Annotated in this window: 23 protein-coding genes; 3 read left to right on the top strand and 20 right to left on the bottom strand. The window is 59.0% G+C overall.

What is annotated here, in order from left to right:
- Positions 1–23: 23 nt before the first annotated feature.
- From nlpE to RE418_RS11255, 3 genes are read right to left on the bottom strand one after another with little or no spacing between them, the layout of a single operon-like run.
- A complete protein-coding gene (gene nlpE, locus RE418_RS11265) occupies positions 24–707 on the bottom strand; it encodes an envelope stress response activation lipoprotein NlpE (RefSeq protein WP_016929868.1) in 684 nt (227 codons plus the stop codon).
- A 29-nt stretch (positions 708–736) separates the two neighbouring features.
- Positions 737–1,150, bottom strand: coding sequence for an alternative ribosome rescue aminoacyl-tRNA hydrolase ArfB (arfB, locus tag RE418_RS11260; RefSeq protein WP_063990777.1), 414 nt, complete (start codon positions 1,148–1,150; stop codon positions 737–739).
- A 3-nt stretch (positions 1,151–1,153) separates the two neighbouring features.
- A complete protein-coding gene (locus RE418_RS11255) occupies positions 1,154–1,702 on the bottom strand; it encodes a YaeQ family protein (RefSeq protein WP_025304016.1) in 549 nt (182 codons plus the stop codon).
- 213 nt (positions 1,703–1,915) lie between these two features.
- Between RE418_RS11255 and RE418_RS11250 the strand changes: the two genes are divergently transcribed.
- A complete protein-coding gene (locus tag RE418_RS11250; protein WP_004931993.1) occupies positions 1,916–2,116 on the top strand; it encodes a YaeP family protein in 201 nt (66 codons plus the stop codon).
- Positions 2,103–2,366 (top strand): Rho-binding antiterminator, encoded by a 264-nt coding sequence (gene rof / locus RE418_RS11245; RefSeq protein WP_004931991.1) that lies wholly within the window; start codon positions 2,103–2,105, stop codon positions 2,364–2,366. The genes RE418_RS11250 and rof overlap by 14 nt, the downstream gene beginning before the upstream one ends.
- Positions 2,367–2,416: 50 nt before the next feature.
- Here the strand turns inward: rof and RE418_RS11240 are convergent, their stop codons facing one another.
- The 8 genes from RE418_RS11240 to RE418_RS11205 form a co-directional block, all read right to left on the bottom strand.
- Positions 2,417–2,731: a c-type cytochrome gene (locus tag RE418_RS11240; protein WP_025304017.1), complete on the bottom strand. Its 315-nt coding sequence runs from the start codon at positions 2,729–2,731 to the stop codon at positions 2,417–2,419.
- Positions 2,731–4,062, bottom strand: a complete 1,332-nt coding sequence (tilS, locus tag RE418_RS11235; protein WP_025304018.1) for a tRNA lysidine(34) synthetase TilS — start codon at positions 4,060–4,062, stop codon at positions 2,731–2,733. The genes RE418_RS11240 and tilS overlap by 1 nt, the downstream gene beginning before the upstream one ends.
- A 56-nt stretch (positions 4,063–4,118) precedes the next feature.
- Positions 4,119–5,564, bottom strand: a complete 1,446-nt coding sequence (gene dtpD / locus RE418_RS11230) for a dipeptide permease DtpD (protein WP_089181231.1) — start codon at positions 5,562–5,564, stop codon at positions 4,119–4,121.
- Positions 5,565–5,632: 68 nt separating this feature from the next.
- Complete coding sequence (gene cadA / locus RE418_RS11225) at positions 5,633–7,771, bottom strand: lysine decarboxylase CadA (RefSeq protein ID WP_025304020.1); 2,139 nt, start codon at positions 7,769–7,771, stop codon at positions 5,633–5,635.
- A gap of 95 nt (positions 7,772–7,866) precedes the next feature.
- Positions 7,867–9,210, bottom strand: coding sequence for a cadaverine/lysine antiporter (gene cadB, locus RE418_RS11220; RefSeq protein ID WP_025304021.1), 1,344 nt, complete (start codon positions 9,208–9,210; stop codon positions 7,867–7,869).
- Positions 9,211–9,579: 369 nt separating this feature from the next.
- Positions 9,580–11,136, bottom strand: coding sequence for a lysine decarboxylation/transport transcriptional activator CadC (gene cadC, locus RE418_RS11215; protein ID WP_089181232.1), 1,557 nt, complete (start codon positions 11,134–11,136; stop codon positions 9,580–9,582).
- Between the two features lie 89 nt (positions 11,137–11,225).
- Positions 11,226–11,615, bottom strand: a complete 390-nt coding sequence (locus RE418_RS11210) for a VOC family protein (protein WP_025304023.1) — start codon at positions 11,613–11,615, stop codon at positions 11,226–11,228.
- Positions 11,616–11,725: 110 nt separating this feature from the next.
- Positions 11,726–11,959 (bottom strand): glutaredoxin domain-containing protein, encoded by a 234-nt coding sequence (locus RE418_RS11205; RefSeq protein WP_025304024.1) that lies wholly within the window; start codon positions 11,957–11,959, stop codon positions 11,726–11,728.
- A 147-nt stretch (positions 11,960–12,106) separates the two neighbouring features.
- On the opposite strand from RE418_RS11205, the gene RE418_RS11200 reads away from it, so the two are divergent.
- Complete coding sequence (locus RE418_RS11200) at positions 12,107–12,652, top strand: MarR family winged helix-turn-helix transcriptional regulator (RefSeq protein ID WP_025304025.1); 546 nt, start codon at positions 12,107–12,109, stop codon at positions 12,650–12,652.
- Positions 12,653–12,656: 4 nt separating this feature from the next.
- Here RE418_RS11200 and RE418_RS11195 read toward each other — a convergent pair whose 3' ends face one another.
- The 9 genes from RE418_RS11195 to skp form a co-directional block, all read right to left on the bottom strand.
- Positions 12,657–14,798 carry a lysine decarboxylase LdcC gene (locus RE418_RS11195; protein WP_089181233.1) on the bottom strand — a complete coding sequence of 714 codons (2,142 nt, stop codon included), beginning with the start codon at positions 14,796–14,798 and terminating at the stop codon, positions 12,657–12,659.
- A gap of 111 nt (positions 14,799–14,909) precedes the next feature.
- On the bottom strand, positions 14,910–15,869 hold the full coding sequence (gene accA / locus RE418_RS11190) for an acetyl-CoA carboxylase carboxyl transferase subunit alpha (protein WP_019455765.1): 960 nt from the start codon (positions 15,867–15,869) through the stop codon (positions 14,910–14,912).
- A 12-nt stretch (positions 15,870–15,881) separates the two neighbouring features.
- Positions 15,882–19,370, bottom strand: a complete 3,489-nt coding sequence (gene dnaE / locus RE418_RS11185) for a DNA polymerase III subunit alpha (RefSeq protein WP_025304027.1) — start codon at positions 19,368–19,370, stop codon at positions 15,882–15,884.
- Positions 19,371–19,448: 78 nt separating this feature from the next.
- Positions 19,449–20,042: a ribonuclease HII gene (gene rnhB / locus RE418_RS11180; RefSeq protein WP_025304028.1), complete on the bottom strand. Its 594-nt coding sequence runs from the start codon at positions 20,040–20,042 to the stop codon at positions 19,449–19,451.
- Positions 20,039–21,187 (bottom strand): lipid-A-disaccharide synthase, encoded by a 1,149-nt coding sequence (gene lpxB, locus RE418_RS11175; protein WP_004931967.1) that lies wholly within the window; start codon positions 21,185–21,187, stop codon positions 20,039–20,041. Before lpxB ends, rnhB begins: the two co-directional genes overlap by 4 nt.
- A gap of 3 nt (positions 21,188–21,190) precedes the next feature.
- Positions 21,191–21,979, bottom strand: a complete 789-nt coding sequence (gene lpxA / locus RE418_RS11170; protein ID WP_025304029.1) for an acyl-ACP--UDP-N-acetylglucosamine O-acyltransferase — start codon at positions 21,977–21,979, stop codon at positions 21,191–21,193.
- Between the two features lie 3 nt (positions 21,980–21,982).
- Positions 21,983–22,438 carry a 3-hydroxyacyl-ACP dehydratase FabZ gene (gene fabZ, locus RE418_RS11165; RefSeq protein ID WP_004931962.1) on the bottom strand — a complete coding sequence of 152 codons (456 nt, stop codon included), beginning with the start codon at positions 22,436–22,438 and terminating at the stop codon, positions 21,983–21,985.
- Positions 22,439–22,598: 160 nt separating this feature from the next.
- Positions 22,599–23,621: a UDP-3-O-(3-hydroxymyristoyl)glucosamine N-acyltransferase gene (lpxD, locus tag RE418_RS11160; RefSeq protein WP_025304030.1), complete on the bottom strand. Its 1,023-nt coding sequence runs from the start codon at positions 23,619–23,621 to the stop codon at positions 22,599–22,601.
- A 3-nt stretch (positions 23,622–23,624) separates the two neighbouring features.
- The gene (gene skp, locus RE418_RS11155; protein WP_025304031.1) at positions 23,625–24,122 is read right to left on the bottom strand and encodes a molecular chaperone Skp; all 498 of its coding nucleotides are present in this window, start codon (positions 24,120–24,122) and stop codon (positions 23,625–23,627) included.
- Between the last annotated feature and the right edge of the window lie 41 nt (positions 24,123–24,163).

Genomic DNA, 24,163 nt, shown 5'->3' with positions numbered 1-24,163 from the left:
GGTTTTTTTATATCCGAAAACGCTTACTTGCTGCTGCAGTTCTTGCTGCGATCGAACGCGATTTTGCCGTCCGGTACCACCGCCTTCTCTATCTGCCCTTCTTCCATCGATGGCTGCACGCTGAAGTGCGCATTGAAGGTCAGGAACACCGGCTCGCCGGCATTTTTGTTGGCTTTGGCGTAACCTTGCTCCAGCGCGATGTTGTTATCCACCGGGAACGTGATGCCGGTAGCGCAGTCCTTGAAGACTGCCGCATCCGCCATATAGGTGTAACTGCCTTTCATCACCATAGGGGTTTTAGGCAACGGTTTTTCAATTGGCTCCAGGCGGTAATTCAGCTTGGAGGCGATCGGCGCGCCGCTGCGATCCAGCATCTCCAGGCTCTTGCCCACCGGGCGGAAGTAGCGTTTTTCACCGGTGCTGTCGGTCAGCACCAGCTTATCCGCAGTGCGCGCCCATTTGCCGTAGTCGGCAAAGGTCTGATCGCCGTCTTTGGTGCCGCGATAGGTTTCCTGCAGAACAAAGGTGCCGTCCTCATCCAGGAACAGCGCCGTATCCAGCCCGCCGCAATCGGCGCAAGGCAACAATCCTTGATAACTCTGCGGCATCGCCTGCAGCGGTTGTTCCTTCGGCTGATAATGATTGTTGCATCCCAACAACGAGAGTGCGCCTGCCGCCAAGAACAGGGCTACCGTAATTTTCTTCACAGTTATTCTCCTACTGTGTTCATGTATTCCTAAGTGCGAACCTTGCCACGCAGCGCCTTGGTGGCGCCTTTACGCGTCTTGCCTTCCAGGCGACGCAGTTTCGCCCCTTTCGTCGGCTTGGTCGCCTTGCGCGTTTTTTCCACCACCATCGCCTGCTGAATCAGCGCGGCCAACCTGGCCAACGCCGCTTCGCGATTCAATTCCTGACTGCGATACTCTTGCGCCTTGATAATCACTACGCCATCAGCGGTAATGAGATGATGATTCAGCGCCAGCAGCCTTTCCTTATAATACTCTGGCAGGCTGGATGCCCGGATGTCAAAGCGCAAATGGATCGCCGTTGAGGTTTTGTTCACGTGCTGGCCGCCCGCGCCCTGTGCGCGGATCGCCGTCAATTCCAGTTCATTATCCGGTATGGCTACGTTTCTTGACAGTTCCAGCACCGGCTACACCTGTGCCTGCTGCCACTCGGCAAACTGGATTTCCAGACTATTCTGAGCATCGGACAGCCAAATAGTTCCCTCCTGCAGCGTTGCCTGCAGCGTCATGGTGCGGCTGGCCAATGCCGTCAGGCGCGCCAACTGCTCGTCGTCGAGGAAACGCACGCTCAGGTTCTTGTAGCCGGCCACCTTACCCTGCATTCCCTGCCACCACACGTGCGCAGCGCGCTCGCCGTAGGCGTACAACACCACGCGCGGCGACTGGTTGCAGGCCTTGCGGATGCGTTTTTCGTCGGGTAATCCCATCTCGATCCACATTTCCAGCCCGTTGTGGTCGTTGCGCTGCCAGATCTCCGGCTCGTCGTCGGCGCTCAGCCCTTTGGTGAACACCAACCGCTCGTCGGCATGACAGATCCAGGCCAACAGGCGCAGCATCATGCGCTGCTCATTTTCGGACGGGTGTTGCGCCAGCGTCAGCGTGGCGTCGTGGTAGAAGTGACGATCCATATCAGCAATATTGACCGCGGCTTTATAAATGGTTGCTTTCAGCGCCATGGGTGACCTCGTTATTATCCGGCGACAGTGTACTTGATCAGGGCCAAACCCCGCCAGCGCGGCCAGGCCACGGCAGTGCGAAAGGCGTGCCGGGGTGCTGATAACTCCATAACAGCTGTGCTATAGTCGTCTAGGATAGGATAAAACTCCGAGAGCCTGCGCCTCATCGCGATAGTAGTCTTGATGATGCAGAGGTTCTTAAGGGAGGAAACTGTGCAACAATACTGTGAGTTAGTACGCCGTACTTACGCCGAGATTGGCAGTGGAGATCTTGGCTACGTGCCTGATGCGCTGGCTTGTGCGTTAAAGGCATTGGACGATGTCGCAGCGAACGATGCGCTACCGTCCTCCGTTAGGGAACAGGCGGCCTTTGCCGCCGCTAACTTATTGGTGAGCGACTATGTTGATGAATGATGAGTACCAACCCATCAATTGCGATGACTACGACAACCTGGAACTCGCCTGTCAGCATAAACTTATTCTGAAGCTGGAGTTACGCGACGGAGAAGTGATCGAGGCCAAGGCGATCGACCTGCTGCAAAAGAAACGCGTTGAGTATCTGACCATCGAACAGAACGGCCAGCAGCGCGACCTGCGTCTGGACCATATCAGCAGTTTCAGTCATCCGGAAATCGGTACCGTGGTCGTCAGCCTGTCGGACTGAGCAGCGGTAACCCCATCCCAACAGGGCAGCCCAACGGCTGCCCTCGTCATTTAGGGCTTCAGGCTGGCGTAATAGGCCGCCAGATCGGCGATATCGTCATCCGACAGCCCCGACACGTAGGCCTTCATCACCTCGGCCTGGCCGCCGTTGCGTTCCCCTTTCTTGTACGCCTGCAATGCGTGCTGCAGGTACATGGCATTCTGCCCGGCCAGATTCGGGTACATCGGCACCGTCACCTTGCCCTGCGCGCCGTGGCAGGCCGCACAGGCGGCGGCTTTGGCCTGGCCGGCCGCCGCATCTCCCGCCGCCAACGCCGGCAGGCTGAACAGGCCGGCAGCCAACAGCGCGATTTCCACAAACTTCATCATTGCTCCTCACGATTATGATTTTTTTCCCAGCGCAGCCGCCACGGGCGTTCGCCTTCCGGCACCTGCCCCGCCTCACAGACGAATACGCCCAGCGCGGCGATCAGCTGCTCATCATAATAAATCAACGGGATGCGTTCACGCTGCCAGGGAGGAATACCCAGCTCCTGCCACAGTTTTTTTATCGGCCGCGAATGGACGCGCCCCACGATGCGCACCGCGCCCTGTAAGCCGCCGAAACGAATGCTAATCTGCTGCGATGGCTGCGGTGCGCGCAGCGCCAGATCGCCCTCACCGGCAACCAACTGCCCCAGCCCGTCCGGCAACGTCAGCGGCTGGTCAGGCTGCCAGGGCAGATGCACATCGCGCAGCGCCGCCAGCGGCGGCAACAGGTGCAATCGGCCGCGGAAACGGCGGATCTGATAGGCGCCGAGCTGCAGCTGCGGTTCGGCATCTTCCCGGCTGAGCGCCACCTCATCCCACAGACGCTGAAGCTGCTCACGCGCCGGCATGGTGACGTTGAACAATGCGATCCAGCGCCGCAACAGAGCGAAGCGCCGCACCGGCGAACAGGCCGTCAAACCGTCGATCGCCAATGAGCGATCCGCCGCCAACAGGCTTTGCAGCGGTTCCGCCAGCAGCTCGTCCAACAATTGTTCCTGTTCGGCGCACAGGCTGGCGCTGCGCGCTACCGCCGAGGCGAAGTGCGGCCAGCGCTGGTTGAGCTGCGGCAACACCTGCAACCGCAGGAAATTGCGATCGAAGCGCGTGTCCTGATTGCTGTCGTCATCTATCCAGGTTAAGGCGTGGCGTTGCGCGTAGCTTTCCAGCGTCTGACGCGAACAGCCCAACAGCGGCCGCAACAGCAGGTGCTCGCCCAGCGTCGCGCGCGCCGCCATCGCCGACAGCCCCGCCGGCCCGCTGCCGCGCTTGAGCGCCAGCAGGAAGGTTTCGCTTTGATCGTCGAGGTGTTGCGCGGTGAGCAGCGCTTCGCCCTCCGTGAGGGCGGCGCTGAAGGCGGCATAGCGCGCCGCACGCGCCGCCGCTTCGATGCCGCCCTGGCGGGCGTCCACCTGCACATGCGTCACCGTCAACGGGATCTGCCAGTCGGCACACCGGCTGCGGCAATGCTCAACCCAACGGTCGGCAAAGGCGCTCAGGCCATGATGCACGTGCAGCGCACGCAGCTGCAGCGCCGGACGTTGGCGGCGCAACGCCGCCAGCAGATGCAGCAGCACGCTGGAATCCAGGCCGCCGCTGAACGCCACCAGCAGCCGCTGCTGCGCGCCCAGCTGGTCCGCCACCTGCGTCGTTAATTGATCAGTATCCATCGGTAGGCTTTGTCACTTCTACATAGCTGCACGTTAACCCCGCCTACCGCCATCAATCAAGCATTAACCGTCCGGGCCTGGCGTCGCGTCAGCAGCCACCAACCGCCCAGCACCGCGATCACCGCCAGCGCACATCCGGCCGCTCCCCAGCCGATCTGGGCGAAAATGCGGCCATACGCCTGCATCGCCGCCCCTTCGATGTGGTCCTCGGCGGTCTGATTGGCGATGATGCCCGCCAGGTAGTTGGCGATCGAACCGGTCGCCAGCATATAGATACCGGTCAACACGCCGGTGGCGCCGGGGATATTCAGCCGGGTGATCTGCGCCATCGCCACCGGATCGATAAACAGTTCGGCAAAGCCCATCACCGCCAGACCGGCGATCATCAGCCCCATCGATCCCGGCCCGTGCAGCCGGGTATTAAGCGCCATCAGCGTAAAGCCGACGCCGATCAACAGCAGACCGAAGGCGAACTTGCACCAGATGCGCAGCGTGCGGTCGCCATCGCCACTCGCCAGCCAGGCCAGCGCCACGCCGCCCAGCATCACCGCACAGGCGTTAACCGACTGGAACAAGGCGGTCGGCACCGTCCAGCCGAACCAGCGCCGGTCAACGAAATGATCGATAAACAGGCTGATGGAGCTGCCGCCCTGCTGGGCAAAGGCCCAGAACAGCGTGCCTAGCAGCATCAGCACAACGATCTGCCACAGCCCCCAGCGCTGGCCGGTGTCCGCGCGCAGCATAATGCGTGCCACCAGCACCACCGCCGCCACGCACACCAACCCGAGCAAATAGCCGGCCCAGCCACGTTCAAACAGCAGCATGAAGAACAGCGGCGACGCCAGCAGCACCACCAGCAGCCAACCCCAGTGCGGCAGGCCCAGGCTTCTGGCGCGCATCAGCGGTACATTCACGCCACGCGTGTGGCGGAAGTGGCGCCCGCCGAGCAGGAAAATCACCAGGCCGGCGAACATGCCGATCCCGGCCAATGCAAAGCCGACGTGCCAGCCATAGCGCTCAGCTGCCAACCCGCAGGCGATCGGCGCCAGAATAGACCCGACGTTGCCGGCGGCGTACAGCAGCGAGAAGCCCCCTTCGCGGCGCGAGTCCTGCGCCGGATACAGCTCGCCCAGCAGGCAGCTGATATTGGATTTGAACAGGCCATAGCCACAGATGATGATGGCCAGCGCCAGATAGAGCGACTGGGCGGAGACCGCGCTCAGGCCGAGCACGATATGCCCCAGGGTCATCAGCGCCGCACCGGCGATCACCGCAACGCGATTGCCCAGCAGGCGGTCGGCGAGCCAGCCGCCCAGAATAGGAGTGACGTAAACTAACGAAGCGTAAGCGCTGTAGAGATCGATGGCGTGGCTGTCGGTATAGCCGAGTTGGTGGGTCAGATAGAGGATCAGTAACGCACGCATGCCGTAAAAGCTGAAATATTCCCAAATTTGTATCGCTACGACATAGTAGATTGCGCGCGGCTGTGAGGGTGTTTTCATGGAGGTCTCTCATCAGTCGGTGAACGGCAAAGGGGAAGCGCGAGCGCCTCCCCTCTTATTGGCTGCGGTTATTTCGCCTTCAGCACTTTCACCCGATAACGTCCGTCCGCCTGACGATAGGCGCCGTGAATGTCGGTTTCAAAGCCCGGATAATGCGCGCCGATTTCGCACAGCATCTGCAGGAACTCCAGCACCGGCCGGCTCTCTTCGGTCAGCATTTCGCCCGGCATCACCAGCGGCACGCCCGGTGGGTATGGGAGGATCATATTGGCGTTGACCTTGCCGACCATCTCTTCCAGATAGACCTCTTCCACTTCGCCGTGCAGCTCTTTCTGGAACGCCTGGTACGGATTCATCACCATGGTTGGCAGCACTTCGAACGCGCGGTACATCAGGTCCGGCAGGTTGTGCTGCTCCACTAGGCGGTGAATGTTCTGCGCCAGATCCTGAATGCGCATGTTTTCATAGAAATCAGGCGCTTCGTGATACAGCGAAGGCAGCATGTTTTTCACCCGCAGGTTCAGATCGAACGAGCGTTTGAAGTCGGTCATCGCGCGCAGCAGGCTGAGCGCCTTGGTTTTGTCGATGCCAATGCTGAACAGGAACAGCAGGTTGTACGGCCCGGTTTTCTCGACGATGATGCCGCGTTCGTCGAGGTATTTCGCCACGATGCTGGCCGGGATACCGAACGGCTGCATCTCGCCTTCCTTGCTCATCCCCGGCGTCAGAATGGTGACCTTGATCGGGTCCAGATACATGTGTTCGTTGTCGATGTTCTTGAAACCGTGCCAGGCGCTGTCGGAGCGCAGCGGCCAGCATTCCGGTTCATCGATATGCTCCGGCTGCCAGACGTCGAAGAACCAGCCGTCGGACTCGACTTTCAGGCGTTTAATCTCTTTGCGGAACTTGATCGCGCGTTCGATAGAGCCGTGGATCAGGCGCTTGCCGGCGTTGCCTTTCATCATCGCCGCGGCGGTTTCGGTCGACGCCACGATGCCGTAGTGCGGCGAGGTGGTGGTGTGCATCATGTAGGCTTCGTTGAAGGTCTCTTCGTTGATATCGCCCTTCACATGAATCATCGAAGCCTGCGAGAAGGCCGCCAGCAGTTTGTGGGTGGACTGGGTTTCGTAGATCACCTTGCCCTCCACGCGGCCGCCGCTCATGCCGCACTTGCCTTTATAGATCGGGTGGAAGTTGGTGTAAGGCACCCAGGCGGAATCGAAGTGGATCGACTTCACGTCCAGGGTGTTCTTGATAAAGTCGGTGTTGTACAGCAGCCCGTCATAGGTGGAGTTGGTGATCACCGCGTGCACCGGCCAGGTGGCGTTCGGGGTCTCCTTCACGCGCTTGGCGATGGTGGCGCGCTGGAACTCGCTCTGCGGAATGCCGCCGAGGATGCCGTAGGCGTTGCGGGTCGGGCGGAAGTAGATCGGCGTGATGTCGCTCATCATCATCAGGTGAGTCAGCGACTTGTGGCAGTTACGGTCAATCAGCACCGTGCTGCCCGCCGGCGCCGAATACATGCCGACGATCTTGTTGGCGGTGGAGGTGCCGTTGGTGACCATGTAGCTGCGTTCGGCGTTGAACACGCGGGAAATGTACTCCTCCGCCTCTTTGTGCGGGCCGGAGTGATCCAGCAGCGACCCCAGTTCGGACACCGAAATCGAAATATCCGACTTCATGGTGTTCGGGCCGAAGAAATCGTAGAACAGGCTGCCCACCGGGCTCTTCTGGAACGCGGTGCCGCCCATGTGGCCCGGCGTACAGAAAGTGTATTTGCCTTCGCGCACGTATTTAAACAGCGCCTTGGTCAACGGCGGCAGGATGGTGTCGATATATTCGTCGGTATTCTGTTTGATCTTGGCGGCGATGTCGGTTGCCGCGCCAAGCGCATACTCGAAGAAGCGCACCTGCATGCGCAGATCGTTCAGGCTGACGTCCAGCGTGGAATAGGTGTTGGCGAACGCGTACAGCGGCATGTATTCGTTCAGCTGACTGATCTCTTCGCACAGCTCCAGGTTGTATTTGTCCCAGTCGAAGATCACCCCGCACAGGCGGGCGTTGTTCTCGATCAGTTTCAGCAGGTCTTCGCGATCGTTAGGGTAAACGATGCGGAAATCCAGACTTTCCAGCGCCTGATGCAGTTCACGGATAGGCTCTTCTTTGAAGTAGACACCCATGTGATTCATGATGGCGATAACGTTCATATGCATTTCTCCTGGCAAAGCAAGCCCCTTCCCGTCGCGGCTGACAGGTCGGAAAGAAAGGGGCTGGGTAAATTCAGTCGGTCAGCGGACGCGAATCAGTGCGCTTTGGCCGTGGTGTTTTCATCGACCGCCGCTGCGTTGGCAGCCTGGCGGGTATTCATTTTCCGGGCGTAGAACATCAGGATAATCAGGCTGATGATAAAGGTGCCGGACAGTTCGAATGAGTTGGCGCCCATCAGCGCGATGAAGCAGAAGCCGCAGCCGCACACCGAAGCGATCAGGCTCAGCAGGTTGCGCACGTTGACCCCTTCGAAGCGGATCAGATCTACGCAGGAATAGAAGTAAGGCAGCATGGTCAGCAGCACCGCGATGCCGGTCAGCTCGCCGAACAGGTCGGAAGCCTTGCCGCCGGCGGAGCTCATCAGGGTGATCAGCACCATCAGCGCGGTCATTTTGCAGCCGGCCAGCAGCAGGCCTTTTTTCGGAATGCCGTTTTTATCCAGCTCGCCGTACACTTTCGGGAAGTTGCCGTCGTTGGCGGCGCGCACCCCGGCCTGGCCGACCAGCATCATCCACGAACCGAGTGAGGTCAGGCAGGCGAAGGCGGTGAAGGCGGAAACCATCGGTGCGGCCCAGTTGCCCATAATCGCCGAGGCGCTGATGGCGAACGGCGCGCCGCTGGCGGCCATTTCAGACGCCGGGAACATGCCGCTGATCACCTGGGTGGCGGCGATGTAGATGATGCCCGCCAGGCCGGTGCCGAGCATGGTCGCCAGCGGCACGGTACGTTTCGGGTTTTTCACCATGCCGGTGCTGACCGCCGCGGATTCCACGCCGATGAACGCCCACAGGCACAGCAGAATACTTTTGATGACCGCATGGCTGTCGGTGGTGCCGGAGGTATTCCAGTTAGCCTGGTAGGTGGCGGCGTCAAACCAGTGCCAGCCGAGGGTGGCGGTCACGATCACCGGGATCAACACCAATACCAGGCCCAGGGTAGTCAAACGGCTGACCCAGGTTCCGCCCAGCATGTTGACGAAGGTGAAGACCCACACGATGGCGATACAGGCGATACCGGCAGGTATCGGGTTGTTCAGCGCCGGGAAGAAGGTGGAGAGATAAGAAACGGCGGTAATGCCGATGGCCAGGTTACCGATCCAGTTGGCATGGTAATAAAGCACGCCGGTCTGGAAACCGAAGGCCGGGGAAATTTCACCGGCGTAGGCGATAGGGCCGCCCTGCTGCGGGTTTTTGGTGGCGAGACGGGCATACACATAGGCCAGCGACATCGCCCCGATAATCGAGATCACCCACCCCCAAATGGCGATGGATCCGAGACTCGCCAGGTTGGCGGGCAATAAGGCAATCCCGCTCCCCATCATATTGCCGGCGACGACGCCGGTGCAGGCAATAAGCCCTATTTTCTTGGGTGAAGCCATGGTCAGTTTCTCCTGATTTACGTTTCTTATAAGCCACACCCATAAATAAAAGATTTTAATGAGCCGGCTTGATAGTCAGGATGCTAACCATCGGGGGGAATAAAGTCCTAAAGATAAAGTGAGATTACGCTCATGATCATACAAATGATAACCTGAGGTTTTTGATTAACACATCAAGATAAAAAGGTAAGCTAAAGAAAAGATAAACATCTTTTAAAAACAGAATGATACCTAGGTTAATAATGAATAACAAACGACAGAAAAGGAACAATATTACGCAGCAAAATAACACAATGGCGCAACATGTCTTCACCAATAAATAACGCCGACAGCATTCCCGGAGAATAATGGCGGCGTAGTATCGGTTAATTATTGGTGCTGGTAGTTATTTAAATAAGGCACCACGTTGGTCAATGACGTCTGGAATACGCCATTGGTGATCCAATGCAAGGTATCCTCACCGGGGCGCAAATTGAACGCGGTAATATAAGAATCCGCCGCCAAATGATTCTGCCCCTGCATTTCATACACTTTGCCCAGCAACACATAATTCAGCCACGACATTTGCAACTCAATCCCCAGATCGATCGCCCGGTGCGCCTCGTCAATCCGCCCCTGCGCCAACGCATCGACCGCCAGAACTTGCTGCATGATCGGCGTGTTTTTCAATTCGGGGATCGTCGTCAGATGGCTGATATCGGCGCGCAATTGTGCCAAGGCCTGGCTGTCGAACGGTTGGTAAGAATTGCGCAGTACATCCACCAGCGCCTTTTCCGCCAGCAGGTAGTGGAAATTCGGCGCGCTTTTAATCAGCTCGCTCAGCTGAGCGCTGGCGCGAGTCAACGAATCGGCATCACCGTGGATCAACAATTGATGTGCCTGGTAGAAGCGCTGCAGCAGCGGCCCGTTGTCGGGCAGCAGCTGCGCCAGACGCTGCTCCAACTGCGGCGGCCAGGGCTGCTTCAGCGCCGTGGACAGGCTGGCGAGGAAATCGCTTTGGATCTTCAGCTGGTTATCGGCGGTAATGAAGTAACGCTTGTCCAACATGATTGAGCTGTCGGCGTTATCCACCAGCCGCACGGACAGGAAACACTGCTGGGCGCGGTAGTGGCGCTGATTGACGAACTCGATATACAGCGACTTGCCCGAGTTGCTGGGGCCGGAATAGTTGTAATTGGTTTGGTCGTGCACCAGGAAGGTCGAGTAGGTGTTGAGCGAATCGGTGATCAGCTCGCTGACGCCCACCACATAAGAGAGCTGCGGCATCCAGTTGCTGCAGCTCTCGCCGCCCTGGATGCGAATATCGATATCGCGCGGGTTGAGCAGCACCGGCATGGTCGAAACCGGCACGCGCTGTGACAGCGTGGCGATGCCGACAAACGCCACGCAGACGCTGAGCGCCGCCAGAAACGCCAGCCACACCCAGAACGTCGAGCGGAGATAAAAGCGCGGCTTCTTTTCGCCAGGCGCGGCGACCGGCGTTCGGGGCCGGCTCGGCGGCACGTACGGCGTCTCGTCGTCGTCATCGCTGCCGTCTTCCGGCTCATGCATGATCACCGCGATCTGCGGCGCCTGTGCGGGAGCAGGTTGCGTCTCGCCCTCTTCACACCATATCACCGACGTCGCCAGCTTATACCCGCGCTTGGGCACGGTGATAATGTATTCCGGGCTGTCGCTGTCGCCGTCTTTCAGGTATTTGCGCAGCTCTGAAATACATTGGGTCACCACGTGGTTGGTGACGATATTGCGCTTCCAGACGTTGTCGATCAGCTCGTCGCGGCTCAGCACCACATCGGGGTGCCGGGCGAAATAGCACAGCATGTCGATCAGGCGCGGTTCCAGCGTTTTCTGGCGGCCGTCTCGGCTGATGGTGTTGTCGGCAGGGGTAACCAGCCACTCCCCGACGCGAAAAGCAGGCTCTTGCATGGCGGAAATAACTCTGTAGGCATGTAGGGCAAGGGGGCGATCATAGCATAACCGCCCCCGGCTGTGGCCGCCGGGAGGCGATTAAGCCGTTAACTCTCGTATAATTCTAACGGTAAACCATCAGGATCGCTGAAAAAGGTAAAGCGGGATTGGGTGTAGGGATCGACGCGCACCGGTTCGCAGGCAACGCCGGCCGCCTGCAGATGGGCGATGGCCCGATCGATGTCGTCAACGCTGAACGCCAGATGGCGCAGGCCGCAGGCCTCCGGGCGGCTGACGCGGGCCGGCGGCGAAGGGAAAGAAAACAGTTCGATAGTGTATTGTCCGTTGAGCGCGAGATCCGCTTTCCAGGAGTCGCGCTCCTCGCGGTAAACTTCACTCAGCAGGGTAAAACCGAGAATATCGCAATAGAAATGCTTACTGGCAGCGTAGTTCGCGCCAATGATCGCAATGTGATGCACCTGACGTAATCCCAGCATAGAAACCCTCTCCTGTTCATTCTGATGGGGCACGGTATCCGGCGGCGGCGATGACGTCAACGGCAAAAACCCCGCGGATTGCCGCGGGGCATGATTCAGCACACGGCGTCTCAGGCCTTCAGATCCGCCAACGCCGCGCCGAAGTTGATGTGCAGCACCTGCCCATCGACCACCAGCGCCGGTACACTCTGCACGCCGAGGCGCTCAGCTTCCGCCACGCGCGTTGGGCGTTCCCCCAGGTGCACCACTTCCACCTGCACGTTATCGCTCAACAGTCCCAACAGCTGCTGTTCGGCACTCACGCATACCGGGCAGCCGGCATGATAAAACACGGCCTTAGTCATCCTCATTCTCCTTGGTATTGACGGTTTCGGGCACGTTTACTTACCCATATTGTTTCGAATCGAAACAATGTGAACAGTATGTCAGCACCAATGACTTGTCAATATAGTTTTTAATCGATACTATTTACACAGCCTGATGAGGATACGATGCTAAAACTGTTTGATCTGCTTGAACGCCTGAATAGCCTGCAACGCAGCTGGCTGCGCAGCCACGAAGAATTGGAAAGCCTGCCGCCGGTGCAGCTGAGCGCGCTCTACTATCTGGCACGCTGTAATCATTACTCCAACACGCCGATGGCCGTGGCGGAATACCTTGGCCTGACCAAGGGAACGGTGTCCCAATCGCTGAAAAAGCTGGAGCTGAACGGCATGATCGCCCGCACGGCGGACGCAAAGGATCGCCGCAGCGTGCGGCTGCGGCTGACAGAAAAATCGCGAAGTTTAATGGAGACTCTGTTTCCTCCTGCCTATCTGCAGCAGGCGCAAGACGCCATGCAGCAGGACGGCGAACAGTTGCAGGCGCTGTTAACCCAGCTGCTGCGCCAACTGCAGCGGCAGGAAAATGCGGCGCTGTTCGGCGAATGCCACCGCTGCCGCTATCACCAGCAGCGCAATGGCCAACCGTTTTGCGGCCTGACACAGGAACCGCTGCCGCTCGACAGCGTGAACCTGATCTGCCGAGAATTCGCCTAAACGATTATGCTGGCGCTTTCAACACCTTCACCAGATAGCGCCCGTCCTCCGTCAGTTTGGCGCCGTGGATGTCGGTTTCAAAACCGGGATAGCGCTCACCGATAGAGCACAGCATCAGCAGGAAATCGAGCACCGCCCGGCTCTCTTCGGTGATCATTTCTCCCGGCATCACCAGCGGCACGCCCGGCGGATAAGGCAGGATCATATTGGCCGCCACCTTGCCCACCAACTGATCCAGCTCGCAGGTTTCCACATTGCCGCGCACCTGCTCCTGGAACATCTGGTGCGGCGTCAGCTTCATTTCAGGCAGCACGTCGAACGCCCGCTGCATCAGGCGCGGCAGATCGTGTTGGCGGATCAGCCGATGAATGCCGGCAGCCAGATCCTGGATACGCATATGGCGATAAAAATCCGGATCCTCGGCGTACAGATCCGGCAGCATATTCTTCACCCGCAGGTTGAGATCGTAGGCGCGCTTGAAATCAGTCAGGCCGCGCAACAGGCTCATCGCCTTGGTTTTGTCGATGCCGATACTGAACAGGAACAGCAGGTTGTACGGCCCGGTCTTCTCCACCACGATGCCGCGCTCGTCGAGATACTTCGCCACCAGCGCCGCCGGGATCCCCTCTTCCTCCAGCGCACCCAGCTCGTTCATGCCCGGCGTAAGGATCGTCACCTTGATCGGATCGAGGTACATATGATCGCGATCGGTCTGGCCGAAGCCGTGCCAGTTATCGTCAGGATCCAATGGCCAACACTGCGCCTCATCGATCTCCTCCGGCTGCCAAATGTCAAAGAACCAACTGTCGCTCTCCTCGCGCAGCCGCTGCACTTCACGGCGAAAATGCAGCGCGCGCTCCACCGATCGATTGATCAAGCGGCGCCCCGGGTTGCCGCGCAGCATGGCGGCGGCGGTCTCCATCGATGCCACAATGCCATAGTGCGGCGAGGTGGTGGTGTGCATCATGTAGGCTTCGTTGAAGGTGCTCTCGTCGTAGTCGCCCTTGATATGAATCATCGAGGCCTGGGAGAAGGCCGCCAGCAGCTTGTGGGTGGATTGAGTTTCGTAGATGACCTTACCGGGCACCCGATCGCCGCTCATGCCGCTCTTGCCGTCGTAAATCGGATGGAAGTTGGTGTAAGGTACCCAGGCGGAGTCGAAGTGGATCGACGGCACTGCCAGCGTCTGCTTGATGTAGTCGGTGTTATACAGCAGGCCGTCATAGGTGGAATTGGTGATCACCGCATGCACCGGCCAGGTGGCGTTCGGGGTCTCCTGCACCCGAGCGGCGATGCTGGCGCGGGTGAACTCGCGCTGCGGAATGCCGCCAAGGATGCCGTAGGCGTTGCGCAGCGGGCGCAGATAGATCGGCACAATATCGCTCATCATCAGCAAGTGGCACAGCGATTTGTGGCAGTTGCGGTCGATCAGCACCGTGCTGCCCGCCGGCGCCGAATACATGCCGACGATCTTGTTGGCGGTGGAGGTGCCGTTGGTAACCAGATAGCTCTGCTCGGCGTTGAAAGTACGCGCAATATACTCTTCGGCCTCGAGGTGCGGCCCGGAGTGATCCAACAGCGAGCCGAGCTCGGTGACTGAAATCGAAATGTCGGCCTTCAGGGTATTGGCGCCGAAAAAGTCATAGAACAGGCAGCCCACCGGGCTTTTTTGGAACGCGGTGCCGGCCATGTGGCCCGGCGTGCAGAAGGTGTACTTCCCTTCGCGCACGTAGTTGAACAGCGCCTTGGTCAGCGGCGGCGTAATGGTATCAATATATTCTGCGGTGTACTGCTGGATGCGCTGCGCGATATCGTCCGCCGCATTCAGGCCATACTCGAAGAAATAGAGCACCATGCGCATTTCATGCAGGCTGACGTCGAAGGTGGAGTGGGTATTGATAAAGGCGTACAGCGGTAGGTATTCGTTCAGCTCGTTGATCTCGCTGCACAGCTCCAGGCTGTAGTCGTCCCAGTCGAAGATCACCCCACAGATACGGGCATTGGCTTCGATCAGCTTCAGCAGGTCACCGCTGTTTTTGGGGTACACCAGTTGGAATCCCATGGTGGCCAGCGCAGCGTGGAGCTCGCGGATCGGCTCATCTTTGTAGTAGACGCCCGTCGGGCCCATGATGGCGATGATATTCATCGGCAGCTCCTGTCAGTTAACGGCCAAGTCTCTATAACACCACGAAAATCCGGCGGTGTGTAGCCAAAAAAAAACCGCCCGGAGGCGGTTTCTTGCAGCGAAGAACAGAACTCAGCAGTAGCCGTAGTTCATCAGACGCTGGTAGCGACGGTTGAGCAACTCTTCGTCGTTCAGACCATCCAGATCTTTCAGATCGGCCAGCAGCTGCGCTTTCAGCGCGGCAGCCATCGCCGGCACGTCGCGGTGCGCGGAACCCAGCGGCTCCGGGATCACCGAATCGATCAGCTTCAACTCTTTCAGACGCGGTGCGGTAATGCCCATCGCTTCTGCGGCCAGCGGCGCCTTGTCGGCACTCTTCCACAGGATGGAGGCACAGCCTTCCGGCGAAATCACCGAGTAGGTGCTGTACTGCAGCATGTTCACCTTATCGCCCACGCCGATCGCCAGCGCGCCGCCGGAGCCACCTTCGCCGATGACGGTGCAGATGACCGGGATGTTCAGACGCGACATCTCACGCAGGTTGCGCGCGATGGCTTCTGACTGGCCGCGTTCTTCCGCACCCACGCCCGGATAAGCGCCCGGAGTATCGATAAAGGTGATGAGCGGCATCTTGAAGCGTGCGGCCATTTCCATCAGGCGCAGCGCCTTACGGTAACCTTCCGGCGCCGGCATGCCGAAGTTGCGGCGGATCTTCTCTTTGGTTTCACGGCCTTTCTGGTGCCCGATGATCATCACCGGGCGGCCATCCAGGCGCGCAATGCCACCGACGATCGCTTTGTCGTCAGCGTAAGCGCGATCGCCCGCCAACTCTTCGAAGTCGGTAAAGATGTGTTTGATATAATCCAGGGTATAAGGACGGCGCGGGTGGCGTGCCAATTGGGCAATCTGCCAGGCCCCAAGATCGGCAAAAATCTTGCGCGTCAGCTCAACGCTCTTTTCACGCAGGCGCTGAACCTCTTCGTCCAGATTAATATCTAATTTTTCGTCTTGACGGCTGACTGCAGTCAGCGAGTCAATTTTCGCTTCCAGCTCTGCAATCGGCTGTTCAAAATCAAGAAAATTCAGACTCATAGCATTCCTATTTTAGTCAAATTCCAAGTCCACCTGCTCATTGCCTACCAACGTCCGCAAATCGATCAACAAGCGGTCGGTGGGCGTCACGCGCCAGGTTGCGCCAAAACGCAGCTTGGCTCGTGCATCTTCCCGTTGATAGTAGAGATGCACTGGAATCGTCCCCGAGCGATGGGGTTCCAACGACTGACGGAGACGGTTCAAAAGCTGGTCATCAATTTGCCTGTCAGTCAGCGAGATAGCAAGCCCGCGAGCGTATTTTTCCCGGGCTTCACTGATGTCCATTACCTCGCGGGCCATCATTTTAAGCCCGCCGCTAAAGTCATCAAAGCTGACCTGTCCACTGGCGATAAGGATACGGTCTTTTTCCAACAAATGCTGGTATTTTTCTAGCGCTTCGGTGAATAGCATCACTTCCAGACGGCCCGAACGGTCATCCAGCGTGCAAATGCCGATACGGTTGCCGCGCTTGGTCACCATGACCCGCGCGGCGACCACCAACCCGACGGCGGTAGTCATTTTGCCCCGATCCGTCGGGTGCATGTCTTTCAAACGCTGGCCACCGGCGTAACGTTCGATTTCCTTCAGGTACTGGGTGATCGGGTGACCAGTCAGGTACAGCCCCAGCGTCTCCCGTTCACCGTCCAGCACCACCTGCTCCGGCCAGGGCGCGATATTGGCGTAGGATTGCTCCACCTGCTCCGGCGCTTCCGCCAGCACGCCAAACATATCCACCTGGCCAATAGCTTCGGCTTTCGCATGCTGATCCGCCGCTTTCAACGCGTCGCCGAGCGAATTCATCAGCGCAGCGCGGTGCGGCCCAAGGCGATCGAACGCCCCGGACATGATCAGTTTTTCCAGAATGCGGCGGTTCAGTTTCTTGATGTCAGAGCGCGCGCACAGGTCGAACAGGTCTTTGAAGTAACCTTGTTCGCCGCTGTTGCGCGCCTCGATAATGGCCTCGATCGGCCCTTCCCCCACGCCCTTGATCGCGCCGATGCCATAAACGATCTCGCCGTCGTCGTTGACGTGGAAGTGATACAGGCCACTGTTGATGTCCGGCGGCAGGATCTTCAGCCCCATGCGCCAACATTCGTCCACCAGCCCCACCACTTTGTCGGTGTTGTCCATATCGGCGGTCATGACCGCCGCCATAAACTCGGCCGGATAGTGCGCCTTCAGCCACAACGTCTGATACGACACCAGCGCATAGGCGGCGGAGTGCGATTTGTTGAAGCCGTAACCGGCGAATTTCTCCACCAGGTCGAAGATTTTCACCGACAGTTCACCGTCGATGCCGCGCGATTTCGCGCCGTCTTCAAAGCCGCCGCGCTGCTTGGCCATTTCGACCGGGTTCTTTTTACCCATCGCACGACGCAGCATATCCGCGCCACCCAAGGTGTAGCCGGCCAACACCTGGGCAATCTGCATCACCTGTTCCTGATACAGGATGATGCCGTAGGTCGGTTCCAGCACCGGCTTGAGCGACTCGTGCTGCCACTGAATGTCCGGGTAGGAGATCTCTTCGCGGCCATGCTTGCGGTCGATGAAGTTATCCACCATCCCTGACTGCAGCGGCCCCGGACGGAACAGCGCCACCAGTGCGATCATGTCTTCGAAGCAGTCGGGCTTCAGGCGTTTGATCAAATCTTTCATGCCGCGCGATTCAAGCTGGAACACCGCCGTGGTTTCCGAGCGCTGCAGCATGTCGAAGCTTTTCTTGTCGTCGAGCGGAATGGCGGCGATGTCGATCGGTTCCAGCCCGGTCTTGGCGCGCCGGGCGTTGATCATTTCCAGCGCCCAGTCGATGATGGTCAGGGTGCGCAGGCCGAGGAAGTCGAACTTCACCAGCCCGGCATATTCCACGTCGTTCTTGTCGAACTGGGTCACCGGATGGTGCCCTTCGGCGTCGCAGTACAGCGGCGCGAAGTCGGTGATCTTGGTCGGCGCGATCACCACGCCACCGGCGTGTTTACCGGCGTTGCGCGTCACCCCTTCCAGCTTGCGCGCCATGTCGATCAGCGCCTTGACCTCTTCGTCGGCCTCGTAAATCTCCGGCAGCTGCGGTTCGGCGGCGAAGGCTTTCTCCAGCGTCATGCCCGGATCCGGCGGCACCAGTTTGGAGATGCGATCGACGAACCCGTACGGGTGCCCCAACACGCGGCCTACGTCGCGGATAACCGCTTTCGCCGCCATGGTGCCGAAGGTGATGATCTGCGATACCGCTTCGCGGCCGTACATCTCCGCCACGTGCTCGATTACCTGATCGCGCTTCTCCATGCAGAAGTCGACGTCGAAGTCGGGCATCGAGACACGTTCCGGGTTCAGGAAGCGTTCGAACAGCAGGTCGAATTCCAGCGGATCGAGGTCGGTGATTTTCAACGCATAGGCCACCAGCGAGCCGGCACCGGAGCCTCGCCCTGGGCCCACCGGCACGTTGTTATCCTTTGACCACTGGATAAATTCCATCACGATCAGGAAGTAGCCGGGGAACCCCATCTGGTTGATCACTTTCAGCTCGACGTCCAGACGCTCGTCGTATTCCGGGCGGCGCTGCGCGCGCACTTCAGGATCGGGGAACAGGAACTCGAGGCGCTCTTCCAGCCCCTCTTTCGATTTGAGTACCAGGAAGTCCTCGGTGCTCATATCGCCGGTCGGGAACTGCGGCAGGAAGTACTCGCCGAGGCGAATGGTGACGTTACAGCGTTTGGCGATTTCGACGCTGTTCAGCAGCGCTTCCGGGATGTCGGCGAACAGCTCGCACATCTCGTCTTCGCTGCGCATGTATTGTTGCGGGCTGTAGTTGCGCGGCCGCTTGGGATCGTCCAGCGTAAAGCCGTCGTGGATGGCGACGCGGATCTCATGAGCGTCGAAGTCATCTTCCACCAGGAAACGCACGTCGTTAGTGGCCACCACAGGCAAACCGCGCTCGGTGGCCAGCGCCACCGCCGCATGCAGATAGTTCTCTTCGTCCGGGCGGCCGGTGCGGATCAACTCCAGGTAGTAGCAGTCGGGGAAATATTGCTGGTAGAAATCCAGACACTGATCCACCTGCGCCTGGTTGCCGCGCAGCAGGAACTTGCCGACGTCGCCCTGACGCGCGCCGGAAAGCAGGATCAGCCCTTCGCGATGTTCAATCAGCCAGTCGCGATCAATGGTCGGGCCGGCGGCGCCGTAGCCACGCTGATAGGCGCGGGAAATCAGCAGCGTCAGGTTCTGGTAGCCTTCGTTGTTGCTGGCCAGCACCGTCAGCTGAGCCAGTTCGTCGCCCAGCTCATCGCTTTGCACATGGAAATCCGCGCCGATGATCGGTTTGATCCCGGCGCCGTGCGCGCTGCCGTAGAACTTCACCAGCCCGCAGAGGTTGGTGAAATCAGTGATTGCCAGAGCAGGCATGGCTAACGCGGCGGCTCTTTTCACCAGCGGCGCCGTCTTGGCCAATCCATCAATCATGGAGTAGTCACTGTGGACGCGCAGGTGAATAAAACGAGGTTCGGCCATCTCCAGATACCTGATTGAAGGGGCTCAGCAGGCTGAGCCCGGGTTAATGCTATCGTCGAGCCCGGTCAGGCCCGCAGACTACAGCGCCAGCGCTCTTTTCACCGGCGCGAAGCTGCGGCGATGATGCTCGGTGGCGCCCAACGCAGCCAGCCGCTCCAAGTGGAGGGCGGTCGGGTAGCCTTTATGCTGCGCGAAACCGTAGTCCGGGAACTCGCTGTCCAGCTCGGCCATTTCGCGATCGCGCGTGACCTTCGCCAGAATGGACGCCGCGCTGATCTCCGCCACACGGCTGTCGCCCTTCACCACCGCCTGCGAACGCATCGGCAGGTTCGGGCAACGGTTACCGTCGATTAAAACCATGTCCGGCGCGATATGCAACCCGGCCACCGCGCGCTGCATCGCCAACATGGTGGCGTGCAAAATATTCAGCTGGTCGATTTCCGCCGGTTCGGCGCGCCCCAGGCTCCAGGAGAGCGCCTTGGCGACGATTTCGTCATACAGCGCCAGGCGGCGTTTTTCACTGAGTTTCTTGGAGTCCGCCAGACCGACGATCGGCTGCGCCGGATCGAGGATCACGGCAGCGGTGACCACCGCGCCGACCAACGGGCCGCGGCCCACTTCGTCCACACCGGCAATCAGCGTGGCAGCGGGATAGATAAAGGGTTCAATCATGCTTTCGCCAGCTCCAACACAGCCTGAGCGGCCTGTTCGTCCGCACCGCAACGAATGCTTTGGTGCAAGGTAAGGAAAGTTTGTTTCAGCGCGTCGGTTTCCGGGCTCTCTTCCAACAGTGGCATCACGGCGGCGGCCAGTTTGTCCGGCACGCAGTCATGCTGCAGCAGCTCGGTGACAATCTCGCGCCCCGCCAACAGATTCGGCAGCGAAACGTAAGGCGTTTTCACCAGCTTCTGCGCCAGCCAGAAAGTGAACGGCTTCATGCGATAGCCCACCACCATCGGGCACTTGGCCAGCATGCACTCCAGCGCCGCCGTGCCGGACGCCAGCAGCGCCGCGTCGCTAGCGATCATCGCCTCGCGCCCCTGGCCGTTCAGCAGATGTACCGTCAGATCCGGCGCAACCTCGGCCTTGATGCGCTCAAACTGCTCGCGCCGTTTGGCGTTAACCAGCGGCACCACCACTTCCAGCTCGGGATAACGCGTGCGCAGCAGCTGCGCGGTTTTGAGGAAGTCGGCGCTCAGCATCTCGACTTCGGCGCCGCGGCTGCCCGGCAGCAAAGCCAAACAGCGCGCCTGCGGAGCGATGCCAAGCTGAGCGCGCGCCGCCAACCGATCGGGCTGCAGCGGCATGGCGTCCGCCATGGTGTGGCCGATAAACCGGCAAGGGACGTTGAAACGATCGTAAAACGCTTTTTCGAAAGGGAGAAAGGCCAGCACCAAATCGGTGGCTTTGCCAATTTTGAAAACGCGCTTTTGCCGCCAGGCCCACACGGACGGGCTGACGTAGTGGATGGTGCGAATGCCGCGCTGCTTGAGGCGGCCTTCCAGCGTGATGTTGAAGTCCGGCGCGTCGATGCCGACAAACACGTCCGGCCGCAGCTCACCGAAGCGGCGAGTGAGATCCTTGCGGATCTTCAACAGGCGTGGCAAGCGCTCGAGCACTTCCACCACGCCCATGACCGCCAGCTCTTCCATTTCGTACCAGGCTTCGCAGCCTTCGGCCTGCATTAGCGGACCGGCGACGCCAACGAAACGCGCGTCGGGGATCTGCGCCTTGAGCGCGCGGATCAAACCGGCGCCGAGAATGTCACCGGAGGTTTCTCCGGCGACCAGTCCGATAGTCAATGGACGATTCGACATAGCTCAGCGAATGATGCCGCGGGTGGAACGGGTGAAGAAATCGAGGTACTGCTGCACCACCGGCTGCTCTTTGGCCAGGGCTTCGATTTCCGCCTTCGCTTCATCCAGCGTTTTTTCACTGCGATACAGGATTTTGTAGGCGTTGCGGATCGCCTGCATTTCATCCTTATCAAAACCGCGACGCTTCAGGCCGACCGCGTTGACGCCGAACGGCGTCGCGTGGTTGCCCTGCGCGATGACGAAAGGAGGCACGTCCTGAGCGACGCCGGAACAACCGCCTACCATCACATGCGCGCCGATAATGCAGAACTGATGGATCGCCGTCATGCCGCCAATGATGGCGTGATCGTCGATTTCCACATGCCCCGCCAGCGTGGCATTGTTGGCCAACACGCAAGAATTGCCGACCACACAGTCGTGAGCAACGTGCACGTTGACCATCAGCAGGTTATCGTTGCCCACTTTGGTCAGGCCGGTGCCCTGCGCGGTGCCGCGGTGAATGGTGACGCTTTCGCGGATGCGGTTGCGATCGCCCACTTCAACGCGCGTCGGTTCGCCTGCGTATTTCAGATCCTGGTTCACTTCACCGATGGAAGCGAACTGATAAATCTGGTTATCGCAGCCAATCTTGGTAATGCCGTTCACCACCACGTGGGATTTCAGCACCGTGCCGGCGCCGATTTCCACCTGGGAGCCGACGTAGCAGAAAGGGCCGATATGCACGTTGGCGCCGATCACGGCGCCCTCTTCGACTATCGCGCTAGGATGGATAAAGGCGGTTTGGTCAATCACGGATTAAGCCTCCCGGCTGCGGGCACACATCATGGTTGCTTCGCAGACAATTTTACCGTCAACGGTCGCCACGCCTTTGAAGCGAGTCAGACCGCGGCGAGTTTTCTCGAAGGTGACTTCCATGACCATCTGATCGCCTGGCACCACAGGGCGCTTGAAGCGTGCTTCGTCGATACCGGCGAAGTAATACAGCTCGCCCGGCTCCAGTTTACCGACGCTTTTAAACGCCAGGATACCGGTGGCCTGCGCCATGGCTTCCAGGATCAATACGCCTGGGAAAATCGGTTTGCCAGGGAAGTGGCCCTGGAAAAACGGTTCGTTCACCGATACGTTCTTCACCGCACGCAGATATTTGTGCTCTTCAAACTCGAGGACGCGGTCGACCAGCAAGAACGGGTAACGGTGAGGAAGCAGATCCAAAATTTCTGCAATATCCAGAGTATGAGTGTCAGTAGTCAAAATACTCTTCCTGTCTCTAAAAACTGATGGCATCAACAACACGGCCTGCGCTGACCCCAAAAGGAGATCATCATGCAGGCCGCAAATTAACATCTCTTTGCGCTTTTGGTCTCACGACCAACGCGTTTCGTTTTGTACCCGCCAGGGCGGGCGGCAATGATTAGTCTTTTCCGACTTTACGTTCGACAGCTTTCAAGCGTTTGCTGATCTCATCGATATTCATCACCAACGCAGCGGTTTTACGCCAAACCTTGTTAGGCTGCAACGGAATGCCCGAAGAGTATACCCCAGGTTCGGTGATTGGTCGCATAACCATTCCCATTCCGGTGACAACCACCTTGTCGGCAATTTCCATGTGACCGTTGATCACGCTGGCACCGCCAATCTGGCAGTAGCGGCCGATTTTCAGGCTGCCGGCCATGATCACACCGCCGGCGACGGCGGTATTGTCGCCAATCACGACGTTATGTGCAATCTGGCATTGGTTGTCGATGATAACACCATTCCCGATTTGGGTGTTATCCAAAGCGCCGCGGTCAATGGTGGTGCAAGCGCCGATTTCGACGCGATCGCCGATAATCACCGTGCCCAACTGAGGGATTTTGATCCACTCGCCGCGCTCATTCGCATAGCCGAAACCGTCTGCGCCGATCACGGTGCCCGACTGGATCAGGCAACGCTGGCCGATTTCGACCGCATGATAAATCGTGACGTTCGCCCACAGACGCGTTCCCGCGCCGATGCGTGCGTGTTTGCCGATGAAGCAGCCCGGGCCGATAACCACGTTATCGCCAAGCACCGCACCCGACTCGATCACCGCGTTCGCCCCAATGGCGACGTTCTGCCCCAGCTGCGCTTCAGGTGAGATCACCGCGCTTGGCGCGATATCCTGGGCCGGCGACGGTGTGGTGTCCATCAGCTGCGCCATGCGCGCATAGGTCAGGTAAGGGTTCTTAACCACCAGCGCCGCAGCACGGCAGTGTGGTAAATCCGCTTCGGTAAGCACCACGGCGCTTGCCTGGCAGGAAGACAGCTGCTCTTGATAGCGGCTGTTTGACAAAAACGTGATTTGGCCAGGCTGTGCCGAATGCATAGAAGCAATGCCGGTGATGACGAGATCGCCATCACCGTGCAATTGTGCATCCAACTGCTGCGCTAAATCAGCCAGTCGAATTGAAAGCATGTGTTATTTAACCTGTTTCAGCACGTCAGCAGTGATATCTTTGGAAGAGTCTGCATAGGCAACGGCGTTGGCGTCGATCACCACGTCATAACCGCCTTTGCTGGCGACAGATTTCACCGCGTCCTGAATGCGGCTCAGGATCTTGTTACGCTCTTCCATCTGGCGACGACGGTTGTCCTGCTCGAAAGCCTGCGCTTTCTGAGAGAACTGCTCGCGCTGCGCCATCACGTCTTTTTCCAACTTGCTGCGATCGCTGGCTTTCATGGTAGCGCCGTCACGCTGCAGACGCTGCATTTTGGTCTGCAGGCTACGTTCCATGTTCTGGAGTTCGCTTGCACGGCCTTTAAACTCGTTTTCCAGCTGTTTAGCGACCGTTTCGCGGGCCGGCAGCTGTTGGAAAATGCTGGAGACGTTAACGACAGCGATCTTATCTGCTGCCTGAACGCCAGCTGAAGCAGCCATTGCTAAACCGAGGCCTGCGGCACACAACCACTTTTTCACTATAAACTCCTTACCATCACCCATTTGTGTCATATGACACT

This window comes from Serratia sp. szju (assembly GCF_044594185.1).
GTDB classification, from domain to species: domain Bacteria; phylum Pseudomonadota; class Gammaproteobacteria; order Enterobacterales; family Enterobacteriaceae; genus Serratia; species Serratia bockelmannii.
This window is presented reverse-complemented; position numbering and strand designations above follow the sequence as displayed.